At 64.9% G+C, this 13,254-nt stretch carries 12 protein-coding genes; 8 read left to right on the top strand and 4 right to left on the bottom strand.

Annotated elements, in window-relative coordinates; genetic code table 11:
- Positions 1–41 precede the first annotated feature (41 nt).
- From groL to NKH90_RS34865, 3 genes are all read left to right on the top strand, one after another.
- Positions 42–1,673, top strand: a complete 1,632-nt coding sequence (gene groL / locus NKH90_RS15815; RefSeq protein WP_352501213.1) for a chaperonin GroEL — start codon at positions 42–44, stop codon at positions 1,671–1,673.
- Between the two features lie 103 nt (positions 1,674–1,776).
- Positions 1,777–1,992 (top strand): hypothetical protein, encoded by a 216-nt coding sequence (locus tag NKH90_RS15810; RefSeq protein ID WP_254819654.1) that lies wholly within the window; start codon positions 1,777–1,779, stop codon positions 1,990–1,992.
- A complete protein-coding gene (locus NKH90_RS34865; RefSeq protein WP_502893751.1) occupies positions 1,989–2,618 on the top strand; it encodes a DUF982 domain-containing protein in 630 nt (209 codons plus the stop codon). The genes NKH90_RS15810 and NKH90_RS34865 overlap by 4 nt, the downstream gene beginning before the upstream one ends.
- Before the next feature lie 196 nt (positions 2,619–2,814).
- Here the strand turns inward: NKH90_RS34865 and NKH90_RS15800 are convergent, their stop codons facing one another.
- From NKH90_RS15800 to NKH90_RS15785, 4 genes are all read right to left on the bottom strand, one after another.
- A complete protein-coding gene (locus tag NKH90_RS15800; protein ID WP_352820029.1) occupies positions 2,815–3,312 on the bottom strand; it encodes a GNAT family N-acetyltransferase in 498 nt (165 codons plus the stop codon).
- On the bottom strand, positions 3,309–4,325 hold the full coding sequence (locus NKH90_RS15795; RefSeq protein WP_254819652.1) for an ABC transporter permease: 1,017 nt from the start codon (positions 4,323–4,325) through the stop codon (positions 3,309–3,311). The genes NKH90_RS15800 and NKH90_RS15795 overlap by 4 nt, the downstream gene beginning before the upstream one ends.
- Positions 4,322–5,890 carry a sugar ABC transporter ATP-binding protein gene (locus tag NKH90_RS15790; RefSeq protein ID WP_352820028.1) on the bottom strand — a complete coding sequence of 523 codons (1,569 nt, stop codon included), beginning with the start codon at positions 5,888–5,890 and terminating at the stop codon, positions 4,322–4,324. Before NKH90_RS15790 ends, NKH90_RS15795 begins: the two co-directional genes overlap by 4 nt.
- Positions 5,891–6,120: 230 nt before the next feature.
- A complete protein-coding gene (locus NKH90_RS15785; protein WP_352820045.1) occupies positions 6,121–7,071 on the bottom strand; it encodes a substrate-binding domain-containing protein in 951 nt (316 codons plus the stop codon).
- 317 nt (positions 7,072–7,388) lie between these two features.
- On the opposite strand from NKH90_RS15785, the gene NKH90_RS15780 reads away from it, so the two are divergent.
- The 5 genes from NKH90_RS15780 (at position 7,389) to NKH90_RS15760 (ending at position 13,249) form a co-directional block, all read left to right on the top strand.
- Positions 7,389–7,613, top strand: a complete 225-nt coding sequence (locus NKH90_RS15780) for a hypothetical protein (protein ID WP_352472112.1) — start codon at positions 7,389–7,391, stop codon at positions 7,611–7,613.
- 87 nt (positions 7,614–7,700) lie between these two features.
- The gene (gene ligD, locus NKH90_RS15775; protein ID WP_352820027.1) at positions 7,701–10,199 is read left to right on the top strand and encodes a DNA ligase D; all 2,499 of its coding nucleotides are present in this window, start codon (positions 7,701–7,703) and stop codon (positions 10,197–10,199) included.
- A gap of 217 nt (positions 10,200–10,416) precedes the next feature.
- The gene (gene ku, locus NKH90_RS15770; RefSeq protein WP_352501209.1) at positions 10,417–11,331 is read left to right on the top strand and encodes a non-homologous end joining protein Ku; all 915 of its coding nucleotides are present in this window, start codon (positions 10,417–10,419) and stop codon (positions 11,329–11,331) included.
- On the top strand, positions 11,328–12,422 hold the full coding sequence (locus NKH90_RS15765; protein WP_352820026.1) for a tetratricopeptide repeat protein: 1,095 nt from the start codon (positions 11,328–11,330) through the stop codon (positions 12,420–12,422). The genes ku and NKH90_RS15765 overlap by 4 nt, the downstream gene beginning before the upstream one ends.
- A 182-nt stretch (positions 12,423–12,604) precedes the next feature.
- On the top strand, positions 12,605–13,249 hold the full coding sequence (locus NKH90_RS15760) for an alpha/beta hydrolase family protein (protein WP_352820025.1): 645 nt from the start codon (positions 12,605–12,607) through the stop codon (positions 13,247–13,249).
- The last annotated feature ends 5 nt before the right edge of the window (positions 13,250–13,254 follow it).

The following is a 13,254-nucleotide window of genomic DNA, read 5'->3' as shown; positions in this document are numbered from 1 at the left end:
CATTCCAGTCAACGAAAAGCTGCCTATCGAGGAGTGTTCCAATGGCTGCCAAAGATGTGAAATTTCATACCGAAGCCCGCGAGAAGATGTTACGCGGTGTCGATATGCTTGCCAATGCGGTGAAGGTGACGCTCGGTCCCAAGGGCCGCAACGTTGTCTTCGACAAATCGTTCGGCGCGCCGCGCATCACCAAGGACGGCGTGACGGTGGCAAAAGAGATCGAGCTCGAGGACAAGTTCGAGAACATGGGCGCTCAGATGGTCCGCGAAGTTGCTTCGAAGACCAGCGACACCGCAGGCGATGGCACCACGACCGCGACGATTCTTGCTCAGGCCATTGTCAGGGAAGGGGCCAAGGCGGTCGCTGCCGGCATGAACCCGATGGATTTGAAGCGCGGCATCGACAAGGCGGTCGACGCCGTGGTCGCCGACCTGAAATCCAATGCCCGCAAGGTGACCAGGAACGACGAAATCGCTCAGGTCGGCGCCATCTCTGCCAATGGCGATGCCGAGATCGGCCGCTTCCTCGCAGAGGCGATGGAAAAGGTTGGCAATGAGGGTGTCATCACTGTCGAGGAAGCGAAGACCGCTGAGACCGAGTTGGAAGTGGTCGAAGGCATGCAGTTCGACCGTGGGTACCTCTCGCCCTATTTCATCACCAATCAGGATAAGATGCGCGTCGAACTCGAAGAACCCTATGTGCTGATCCACGAGAAGAAGCTGTCCAACCTGCAGGCCATGCTTCCTGTGCTCGAAGCCGCCGTGCAATCCGGCAAGCCGCTGTTGATCATCGCCGAGGACGTCGAGGGCGAGGCGCTGGCGACGCTGGTCGTCAACAAGCTGCGCGGCGGCCTGAAGGTCGCGGCCGTCAAGGCACCGGGCTTCGGCGATCGCCGCAAGGCCATGCTGGAGGATATTGCCATCCTGACCGGCGGCACGGCGATCTCGGAGGACCTCGGCATCAAGCTCGAGAACGTCACACTGGAGATGCTCGGCCGCGCCAAGAAGGTGCTGATCGAGAAGGAGAACACCACCATCGTCGACGGCGCCGGCCGCAAGGATGAAATCCATGCGCGCATCAGCCAGATCAAGGCGCAGATCGAGGAAACCACCTCCGACTACGACCGCGAAAAGCTGCAGGAGCGGTTGGCCAAGCTCGCCGGCGGCGTCGCCGTCATCCGTGTCGGCGGCTCGACCGAGATCGAGGTCAAGGAGCGCAAGGATCGCGTCGACGACGCCATGCACGCCACACGCGCGGCGGTTGAGGAGGGCATCCTGCCCGGCGGCGGCGTGGCGCTGTTGAGAGCGGCGAAGGCGCTCGATAATGTCGTCGTCGACAATCCCGATCAGAAGACCGGTGTCGACATCGTGCGTCGCGCCATCGAAGCGCCGGTGCGCCAGATCGCCGAGAATGCCGGCGCCGAAGGTTCGATCATCGTCGGCAAGCTGCGCGAGACGACCGACTTCGGCTATGGCTGGAACGCGCAGACCAACGAGTTCGGCGACCTCTACAGTCAAGGCGTCATCGACCCGGCCAAGGTCGTGCGCACTGCCCTGCAGGGTGCCGCCTCCGTTGCCGGCCTGCTGGTGACGACCGAGGCGATGGTGGCCGAGAAGCCGAAGAAGGAAGCTGCCGCGCCGGCCATGCCCGGCGGTGGCGGCATGGACTTCTAAGGCCAGGCTTCCAAAGCGCGACTTCGAAACGGCAGATGGACCGTGTCCGCCAAAAGCGGGCACGGTCTTGCCGGTCCGGGACTAATGCTGAGCAGGTGTTGCCATGGATATGATGGACAGTTTTGGAAAGATCGCGGCGCCGACCCGCCCGAAAAACGATTTCAACTATGAAGCCGACTGCAGGGCGGCGCTGGCGCCTTTGGTCGACGGCTTGCTGGATATGGCCGAGTCGGCCGGCTGGGACCGCCGCAAGGCGGCCTACACGCTGATGTTTCTGTCGGCTCAACGCGTGGGGGCCGGCACGGAGGAGCGCAAATGATCGCGGCGCGGATGCGCGAATGCCTGCGCCTGCTGCGTTGGTCGGAAACCGATTTCGCCGAAGAGGCGGGATACCCGCTCGCCAAGGCAAAGGCGTGGCTCTACGGGCGCGAACATCCGCCGCTGGGCGTGGCGGCCTGGCTCGAGGCGCTGGTCAAGGTGCATCGGCTGCTGCCGCGGCCGGGCATGCAAGCCGTATTGCATTCGTCGATCGACGCCGTCCTGCAGGCGGATCGAAGCGCCCGCGCGGTTGAGTTCCGAAAGGAGCCGATTGAGCCAGGAAAGGAGAGTGTCATGGATCGTGCTTCGTTCGACAAGCCGGTTACCATCCTCACCGGCCTCGGTACGCCGACGAAGATAGAAAGCGCGGCTGAGGCTTATGCACTTTTGGCTGAGTGGCCGGCAACGAGCCGGACGGCCGCGCATGACATCGCCGCAAAAGCGTGCCGTGCAGCACTGGAAGGAGAGATCGACGCCGAGACGGCGCGCGCCACCTTCGTTGCCTTCGCCCGCCGCAACGACCTGCTTGCGCCGCAGACGAACGGGACGGTTGCCGGCGAGAGCGTTGCTGGCGCCACGGTTGCCGACTGGGCAACGCGCGCACAGCGCGTCAACGCCCCGGCCTGAGCGGTTGGAGAAGTCGCCAATCTCCCCCCTTGAGGGGGAGATGTCGCCGAAGGCGACAGAGGGGGTCGGTACGTCCTGGCGCGACGCCATGTTGGACGAAAGAGAAAGTTGGCGCCTCACGCGCGGCTATCCCCTCTGGCCTGCCGGCCATCTCCCCCTCGAGGGGGGAGATTACGCGCTCAGCCGCTTTCGCCTACTAAGCCATCGGTAGCAGCCGGCGCATGATCAGCGAGGCATGGCCGCCCACCCCGTGTGCAGCCGGCCGGCGCTCGACGACCTCGAAGCCGTGCTTGCGATAGAAGGCGATTGCGCGGTCGTTGCCCTCGATCACTTCCAGGGCGATGCTGGGAATACCCGCATGCGCGGCAAGAACGGCATGCAGCAGGTCGGCGGCAAGGCCGGTGCCGTACTCTGTTTTGTCTATATGGAGCCGCTCGAGCATGACCTCGCCTTTGTCGTCCATCGCTGCCATCGCATAACCGGCGAGCGAGCCGTCAGCCCGCTCGGCGACGAAGGACATCTTGTTGTCATCCCCGAGCTCGGCCGCCAGCCGCTCCGGCGCGTGCCTCTCATCCGACAGCCGTGCCATCGTCTCGGCACCCAGGATCGGCGAATAGGTGTGTCGCCAGGACCCTCCAAGCAGCCGCGACACCGCCGGAACGTCCTGTTCGGTCATGGTTCTTATTTGGGTCACCGCCTTACCCGCGATTTCAGCCAGCGGTCGAAGGCCACGGCGAGGATGAGGATCAGGCCGATGACGATGCTTTGCGTGTAGGACGAGACGTTGTTGAACTGCAGCCCGTTCTGCAAGACGCCGATCAGCCCTGCACCGACCACCGTGCCGCCGACGCTGCCGATGCCGCCGAACAGCGAGGTGCCGCCGATAACGACCGCCGAGATCACCGTCAGCTCGTAGCCGATGCCGGCGACGGCTTCGGAGGAGTTGAGCCGCGCCGACAAAACGAAGGCGGCAAGGCCGGCGAAGAAGCCGACGATAATGTAGACCGAGATCAGGATGCGGTCGACACGCAGGCCGGAGAGCCGTGCCGCCTCGGCATTGCCGCCGACGGCATAGACCGCGCGGCCGTAACGTGTGTAGCGCAGCACGATATGGCAAAGGATCGCGGCAATCGCGAAGATGATCGCCGGCACCGGAACCGGGCCGATCAGGCCGGTACCGAACCAGCGCATCGAGGCGTCGAAGCCGGAAATCGGGCCGCCATTGGAAATCGTCAAGGTCAGGCCGCGAAACACGGTGAGGCCGCCAAGCGTGACGACGAAGGGCGGCACTTTCAGCCTGGTGATGGCAAAGCCCTGGACGCCGCCGGCCACGGCACCGACGACGACGGCCGCGAGAAGGGCGGCGAACCAGCCATAGCCCTGCGTGCCCGTTGTCGACAGCGACAGCGTGTTGGCGGTGCCGCCCTTGGCCACCACCGCCGCGACCATGCCGCAGAAGGCGAGCAGCGAGCCGACCGACAGGTCGATGCCGGCGGTGAGGATGACGAAGGTCATGCCAAGCGCGATCAGGCCGGTGATCGAGATCTGGCGCATGATGTTGAACAGGTTGATCGGGTCGATGAAGCTCGGCTTCAGCACGGTGAAGACGACGATCAGCAACGCCAGGAACATCAGTGGGCCGAAACTCATCAGCAGCCGCGCAATATTGACACCGCCGCGCTGGCTCCGTTCGGTCGTGCTGGTCATTGCGTTGCTTCCTGCTTCTGGTCGAGCGCCATCAGTTCCATCAATTTCTCCTCGGTCGCCTCGACGCCGGGCATCTCGCCGGTAATGCGCCCGCGCCGCATGGTGACGATCCTGTCCGACACCGCAAGCACTTCGGGCAGCTCGGACGAGATCATCATGATGGCGATGCCGCGCGCGGCGAGCTCCACCAGGATCTGGTGCACTTCCGCCTTGGCGCCGACATCGACGCCGCGCGTCGGTTCATCGACGATCAGTACCTTGGGATCGCGCGCCAGCCAGCGGGCAAGGATCACCTTCTGCTGGTTGCCGCCGGACAGGCCCTCGATCGCCTGCTCGGGCGAAGCCATGCGGATCGACAGCATCTTCCTGTAGTTCGCCAGCGCCTCGCGTTCGCGCCGCTCGGCCATGAAGCCGACACTGGAGTAGCGGTCGAGCGCGGCGATCGAGAAATTGGTGAGGATGGCGAGTGCTGCGAAGATTGCCTGGTGCTTGCGGTCCTCCGGCACCAGGCCGATGCCGAGCTCGATGGCGTCGGCGGGTGAGGCGGGCGCGATCGGCTTGCCGTCGAGCCTGATGGTGCCGGCGGCAATGCGGTCGGCGCCGAAGATGGCGCGGGCGAGCTCGGTGCGGCCGGAGCCGACGAGCCCGGCGACGCCGAGGATTTCGCCCGCCTTGAGGTCGAGATCGACGCCTTCGAGCACGATGGCGTGCGGCGCCTGCGGATCGCGCACCGTGCGCAGGCCGCGCACCGAGAGCCGGACGTCGCCGGCGACGTCGCGCTGCGTCGGCCTGGCATAGAGCTCGGAAGCGGCGCGGCCGACCATCTTCTCGATGATCTTCGGCAGTTTGATCGGCCCGCCTTCGCGGTCGAGATGGCCGGCCAGCCTGCCGTCGCGCAGCACCGTCATGCGGTCGCAGATCGCCGAGGCCTCCTCCAGCCGGTGGGTGACGAACATGATGGCGACGCCATCCTTGCGCAGCCGGTCCATGATCGACATCAGCCTGTGCACTTCGGTTTCGGTCAGCGCCGAGGTCGGCTCGTCCATGATGATCAAGCGGCTCTTCAGCGACAGCGCGCGGGCGATCTCGACCAGCTGCTGCTCGGCCACCGACAGCGCCGACACCGGCGTCGCCGGGTCGAGGTCGAGGCCGACGCGAGCGATGATCGCGCGCGAATCTTCCTCCATCTTCCGCCAGCTGACCAGCCCGAACCGGCCGAGCGGCGCGCGACCGATGAAGATATTCTCCGCCACGGTCAGCGTCGGGATCAGGCTCAGTTCCTGGTAGATTGTTACGATGCCGTGGCGCTTGGCATCCTGCGGATTGTGCGGGCTGAATTCGACCCCATCGAAGACGATGCGGCCGCTGGACGGCGGCATCACGCCGGACAGGATCTTGAGCAGCGTCGATTTGCCGGCTCCGTTCTCGCCGAGCAGGCCGAGAATCTCGCCGGGGCGGACTTCGAGCGAAACGTCGTTCAGCGCGGTGACGCCGGCAAAGCGCTTGGTCACGCCCTCGACGGTGAGCAGGGCGGGAGAGGGCGCGATGGCGGCTGCCTTGGGCAAAGTTTGCTCCTGGATTGCGATTGTCGGCGGGACAGCGCCCCCCTCTGTCCTGCCTGACATCTCCCCACGAGGGGGGAGATTGGATGTCTTTCGCCAACCTTCCTGCGTTGCAGAAAAGGCGCCATCGGCGAAGCTTCCGATCTCCCCCCAAGTGGGGGGAGATGCCCGGCAGGGCAGAGGGGGGGCGCGACAGAATGCTACTTTTGCCGCTGCGCGCCCTTTGTGCAACCTTACTTCGTCTCGCCCAGCCTCTCCGCCTTGTCGAGATTGTCCTTGCCGATGACGATCGGCGTCAAAAGCACCAGCTTTTCCTTCGGCTCGGTCTTGTCCCTGGCGTAAGCGACCGCGATCTGCACCGCAGTGCGCGATTGTTCGCCGGGGAATTGCTCGACCGTTCCGGCCAGCTTGCCGTCGCGCACGGCGACCAGCGCTTCGGGAAGCGCGTCGAAGCCGTAGATCTTGACGTCGGTGAAGTTGCGCGCCGCGCAGGCTTCAACCGCGCCAAGCGCCATGTCGTCATTGGCGCAGATGATCGCGTCGGGCTTGCCGTTGGCGGCAAGGCCGGCCTCGGTGACGGACAGCGCCTCGGCGCGGGCGAAGTTGGCGGTCTGCTCGAAGATGATCTGGTACTTGTCCTTCATCGGATCGAGGACGTTGTGCACACCCTTGTTGCGGTCGATCGCCGGGCCGGCACCGGGCTGGCCCTGCAGATGGAAGATCTTGGCGCCGTTCGGGAATGCCGCCACCATGGCCTTCGCTTCGGCCTCGCCGCCCTTGACGTTGTCGGCGCCGACATGGGCAAGGATGCCCTCGACGCCTTCGACACGGCGGTCGATGGTGACGACGGGAACGCCGGCCTTGACCGCTTCCTCGATGGCTGGGGCCAGCGCATTGACGTCGAGCGGCGAGATGACGATGGCGTTGACCTTCTGCACGAGCGCCGCTTCGATATCGGCGGTCTGCTTGGGCGCCGAATTCTGGCCGTCGCTTTCGACCAGGTTGACGCCCTGCGCCTGGGCTTCCGCCTTGATCTGGTTCAGCATGTGCACGAAGAACGGAAAGCCGAGGCTCGGCACCGAACCCAGGATGGTCAGCTTGTCCTGGGCAAAAGCCAGTTGCGGAGCGGCCAGCGCCAAAGCGGCCATCGCCGCGGTCGACAGCAGGAATTCACGTCTGTTGATCAATTTAGTCTCCTCCCAGATGAGCGCACGACCCCGAAACCGGAATGGGTTTTCCGGAAGGTTCCTTGCGTCGATTCAAAAATGGAGTGTCCTTCGAGCGCCCAACTCGTGTTTGAAGGGACGCAACGGCGCTCCAGCCGGTCCACCGCGACGTTCTCCTCCGCTCGGTGCCTGCCGGCGGATGCTAGCCAAGGCCGGAGCTTTGCGCAAGAACGCGCTACCGCGCGCGGCTCGCAGCGACCGCCAAATTGACAGCCGACACGCTCTCGGCCATCCTTAAGGCACGCCGCCTTGCGGCTTGTGCGTGAGTAACCAGCATGGCCAGTTCCGTCGCCAGTCAGAAATCCAAGCGCGCCGCGGTGCGGAACGCGCTCGACCGCCACAAGGTGTACATCACCGCGCAGCGTTTTTCGGCCGGCAGCTACAGCGCGCGGGTGCTGGTCAACGGCGAGGCCTATTGGGTCGACGAATTCCGGCTCAGCCAGCTGCAGCAGGGCCTGTCGCCGGCCGAGCTCGAATTGACGCCGGCCACCGACGATTGAGCGGCATGACGCCGACCTGCCGCATGCTGACAAAATGATTCAAGACATGCGCATCAAGCCGTTGTTTTTGCGCAAGAGCATGTGGCCGTGACCGCCCCGCCAAAGCTCAAGGCCTATCGCGCCAAGCGCGAGTTCACGAGGACGCCGGAACCCGCCGGCGGGCTGGTTGCCGGGGAAGGCAACCGCTTCGTCGTTCACAAGCACCACGCCACCGCCGACCACTACGACCTTCGCCTGCAGGTCGGCGACGTGCTGAAGAGCTGGGCGGTGCCGCGCGGCCCGTCGCTCAACCCCGCCGACAAACGGCTGGCGGTCGAGACCGAGGACCATCCGCTCGAGTATATCGACTTCGAAGGTGTCATTCCCGAAGGCGAATATGGCGGCGGGCCGATGATCGTCTGGGACACCGGCGTCTGGGCGCCGATGGACGATGTCGAGAAGAGCCTGCGCACCGGTTCCTTCAAGTTCCGCCTCGCCGGCGAAAAGCTGAATGGCGGCTGGATGCTGACGCGGCTGAAACCGAAGCCCGGCGAGGATGCGGGCAAGAAGAACTGGCTGCTGTTCAAGGAGCGCGATCTCGCCGCCGACGCCAAGCTCGACATACTGGAAGCCCGGCCGGAAAGCGTCAAATCCGGACGCCGCATCGAGGAACTGGCGGCAACGCCGAAGCCGGCCGCCAAGCCTGCCAGGCCGGTGGTGCTGAAGCCAGGTGCTTTGCCGGGCGCCGTCAAGGCGCCGCTGCCCACCCGCATCGAGCCGCAACTGGCGACGCAGGTTTCGAAACCGCCGGGCGGCGATGACCCAGCGGCCCGAACGGGCGAAGTCTGGCTGCACGAGATCAAATTCGATGGCTACCGCACCATGGCGCATCTCGCTAACGGCGCAGTCAGGCTGATCACCCGCGCCGGCCTCGACTGGACGAAGCGCTATGGCGACCTGCCGCTTGCCTTCGCCAGGCTGCCGTGCCGCGAGGCGATCATCGACGGCGAGGTCGTCGCGCTCGACGCCAAGGGCATCAGCCGCTTTGCCCTTTTGCAGAATGCGCTGGCCGAAGGCGCCGGCAACAAACTCCACTTCTACGCCTTCGATCTTCTGTATCTCGACGGCTGGGACCTGAGACAAGCGCCGCTCCGCCGGCGCAAGGCGCTGCTTTCGCAATTGCTGTCCGGTCTCGGCGCCAATTCGGCCATCCAGCTCAGCGATCATGTCGAAGGAGACGGCCAGGCACTTTATGACCAGGCGTCCGAGATGGGGCTCGAGGGTGTCGTCTCCAAGCGCGCCACGGCAATCTACCAGAGCGGCCGTACCAAGACCTGGACCAAGACCAAGGCGCTTCAGACCGGCGACTTCGTCATCGCCGGCTACACAGTCTCCGATGCGGCCGAGGGGCTGGCCGCACTCGGCCTCGGCGAATTCGAGGATGGCGAATTGCACTATCGCGGCAAGGTCGGCACCGGCTTCGACGCCGCCACCGCCGGCGAGTTGCTGGCGCGGCTGGAGCCGTTGCGCGCCGGGGCGTCCGCGCCGGAAGGCGTTCCGCGCGAAATCATGCGCGAGATGAAATGGGTGCGGCCGCTGCTTTCGGCGCATATCCACTACGCCAACCGGACTACCGACAATGCGCTGCGCCATGCCGTGTTCCGCGGCCTGCGCGACGTCGGCCTGTCGACGCCGGTTTCGGCCAAGCGCAAGCGGCTGATCGCCGAGGCCGACCTCGCCACCATCTGGGTGACCAACCCGACGCGGCGGCTGTTCGGCAAGACCGGCCCGACCAAGCTCGACATTGCCGTCTATTATGCGCTGGTCGGCGATTTCATGCTGCCGCACATTCTCGGCCGGCCGGTGTCGCTGGTGCGCTGCCCGACCGGCAGGCCGCAGGACTGTTTCTTCCAGCGCCACGCCTTCACCGGCATGCCGCCCTCCGTGGCGACTTTCGAAGCAACCAATTCGGAGGGCGAGACCAAATCCTATCTCTCGGTGGAAGACGCCAAGGGCTATCTGGCGCTGGCGCAGTTCGGTGTCGTCGAGTTCCACACCTGGGGCACCCATCGCACGCGGCTCGACAAGCCGGACCTGATCGTTTTCGACCTCGACCCGGGCGAGGGGATCGCCTGGCGCGAGGTGGTTGAGGCGGCGGTGCACATTAAGGGCGAGCTGGAAGCGCTAGGGCTGGTGCCGTTCGCCAAGACGTCCGGCGGCCACGGCATCCACATATCAGTGCCGGTGACGCAAAAGCAGAACTGGAAGAAACTGCACCAGGCGACCAGCGCCATCTCGACGCATCTTGCCGCCACCGCGCCCGACACTTTCACCACCACCATGGGCAAGGATAACCGGAAGCGGCGCATCTTCATCGATTATCACCGCAATGCGCGCGGCCACACCTCGGCGGCTCCCTATTCGCTGCGCGCCCGCACCAATTTGCCGGCCTCGACGCCGGTGAGCTGGAGCGACCTGGCGACCATCGACGCCCCGCAGGATCTGAATTATTCGTCATTGCCGGGCCTGCTGGCGACGTCAGGCGACCCTTGGGCCGACATGGAAGATTTCGCCCGGGATTTGCCGGTGATAGGCACCGCGAGGTAGTCGTGCCGGCGCGGCCCCAGACTCCATCGACGCTCCGGAAAATTTGAATTATTCTTCGCCACGGACCTCTTACCTGCAGGGGCTCCGGCGGAGGAAGATTTCGCTAGGGATTTGCCGGTATTGTAAGGGCAATGTAGGATTTCGGCAGCCGCATTCGTCCTCGGGACGAATGAACGCTGCGAACAGTTCGACAGCACAAGGCCGCGTAGGAGTATTCATGGCGCCCAGGGCAAGTTGGAAAGGTTACCTCAAGCTCAGTCTGGTCAGCTGTCCGGTCCGGCTCTATCCGGCGACGAGCGCGAGTGAACGCATCAGCTTCAACCAGCTGCACAAGAAGACGCACAACCGCATCAACATGAAGCCGGTCGACCCCGAGCTCGGGCTGGTCGAGCGTTCGGACCTGGTCAAGGGCTACGAATACGAGGACAAGCAGTACATCATCATCGAGGACTCCGATCTCGATGCGGTGCGCATCGAATCCAACCATACGATGAACATCGAGGCTTTTGTCGACGAGCATTCGGTCGACGTCATCTATCAGGACGCGCCCTATTACCTGGCGCCGGACGGCGCAATGGCCGAGGAGACCTTCGCCGTGCTGCGCGAAGCCATGCGCAAATCCGGCAAGCTGGCGATCGCCCGCCTGGTGCTGTCCAGCCGCGAGCGCGTGGTGACGATCGGCGCGCGCGAGAACGGCATGTTCGTCTGCACCTTGAGGAATCCGAACGAAGTGCGTGGCACGGCTGAGTATTTCGGCAATATCCCGGCCGGAAACCCCGATCCCGAAATGCTGCAATTGGCCGAGGCGCTGATCAAGCAAAAGGAAACCACCTTCGATCCGAAGAATTACGAGGACCGCTACGAGATCGCGCTGATGGCGATGATCCGCGAGAAGCTGAAGGGCCATAAGCCGATCATCGCGGCGGCCCCCGAGCGCGGCAATGTCATCAATCTCATGGATGCGCTGAAGGCGAGCCTGTCGCAATCGGCCAAACCGCCGGCCAAGTCGAAGAGCAAGGCCGATGAAACGGCCAAGCCCGCGGCGAAATCCGCCAAGGCCGGCGCTGGCGCGGCCAAGGAAAACCCGCTCAAGGCGAACCTTCTCAAAGCCGTCGGCAAGAGCAAGGCGTGACGGCTCTCGCCGGCACGGTCTTCGGCATCGTCGGCGCGCTGGCGGCCTTTCCGCTCAGGCTGGCGGCGCGCGAGGTCGAGCGCCAGCACGGCCAGTTGCGGCGCGGGGTCACTCGGCGCACCACACATGTCGTGTTGGGCCGCAAGTTGCTCGCCAAAGCCGGCGATGGCGAGATCGAGCGTCGGGCTGCTGCGGAGCGCGCGGCCGGGCGCAAGCTGGTCAGCGAGAACGGCTTCCTGCGCCTGCTCGGATTGATGAAGGCGCCGGAGGCTTCTGCGCTGTCGCGGCAGTCGCTGATCGACCAGTCGCGGCTGACCGGCGAGGATCTCGACCTTTTGTCGCTGTTCGATGCCTTCGAGCATGATTGCGAACCGTATTCCTTTCGCGACCTGATCCTCGCCCGCAAATATGCCGGGCTGGTTGCCGGCGGCGCCTCGTGGGGGGCGATTGCGCGCTCGGTGCACCGCTCAGGCCCGGTCGCCTCGCTCACCGCCAAGTCGCTCGCCGTCGGCTCGCAGCACGGGCGGGCCGATGCGATCTATCTCGAAGGCGGCCAGAGCGAACTCGACGGCCAGCTGCTGTTCGATCTGGGAACGCAGGATGACGACACGCTGGAAGAGCTGTTCGCCGATGCCGAGGCGGCGGAAGGGGCTGAAGAGCACGAGCAGGCGGCGGCGCTCTACCAGCGCTGCCTGGCCATCGACCCAAGCGATGCCATCGCCGCCTTCAACCGCGCCAACTGCCTGCGCGCCGCCGGCCAGGCGGCCGAGGCGGCGCACGACTATGCCCGCGCGATAAAGCTCGATCCCGGCTTCGTCGAGGCCTGGTTCAATCTCGCCGGGCTGATGAGCGAGGAGGGGCGGGTAGCCTCGGCGCGCCGCCATTTGCTCAAGGCGATCGCATTGGACGCTGATTATGCCGATGCGGTATTCAACCTTGCGAGGCTGGAGTTCGACGCCGGCAATCTCGCCGAGGCGCGGCGTCGCTGGGTGCGCTATCTCGAGCTCGACGCCAATTCCGAATGGGCGCGCACGGCCGCGCGGGGCATCCAGTTTGTCGATTTGCAGCTGGCGCGGATGTCGGCAGGGTGAGGTAGTAGCGCCTCCTTCTCCCCTTGTGGGAGAAGGTGGATCGGCGCGCAGCGCCGAGACGGTTGAGGGGTGTTGGAAGAAATGAGGCGTCGGCGTTCCCTGGAACACCCCTCATCCGACCGAGCTTCGCTCGGTCACCTTCTCCCACAAGGGGAGAAGGGGTCACCAGCGTTGGAGTCCCCATGACAACCTTCCTCTTCGACGGCCCCGACACCGCCGCCATCACGGTCCTGCTCGCCCATGGCGCAGGCGCTCCTATGGACTCCCCCTCGCTGACAGCCACGGCAAAAGCGCTGGCCGAGGCCGGCTTCCGCGTCGCGCGCTTCGAATTCCACTACATGGCGGCTCGCCGCTACGGCCACCGCAAGCCGCCGCCGCGCGCCGAGACGGTTAACCCGGAATACGTCAAGGCGATCGCCGACCTCCGGGCGAAGGGCGTGAAGGGTCCGCTGATCATCGGCGGCAAGTCGATGGGCGGACGCGTCGCTTCGATGATCGCCGACGAGATGTTTTCGAAGGGCGAGATTTCAGGGCTGCTTTGTCTCGGCTATCCCTTCCATCCGCCTGACAAACCGACGCAGCTTCGGACAAAACACCTGGCCGATCTCAAGACGCCGACATTGATCTTCCAGGGCACGCGCGACGAGTTCGGGACCAAAGACGAGGTCGCGACCTATGCTCTGTCCGACGCAATCGAGATCTTCTGGCTGGAAGACGGCGACCATGATCTGAAGCCGCGCAAAAACATCTCCGGCTTCTCCACCGCCGATCATCTGAAGACGCTGGCTGATGCGGTGAAGGCGTGGACCGAACGCATCGTGCGCTGAAGCAG

Source organism: Mesorhizobium sp. M0898 (genome assembly GCF_040319695.1).
GTDB lineage: Bacteria > Pseudomonadota > Alphaproteobacteria > Rhizobiales > Rhizobiaceae > Mesorhizobium.
Note: the sequence above shows the minus strand (reverse complement) of the source record. Positions and strands in the feature narration are given on the sequence as shown.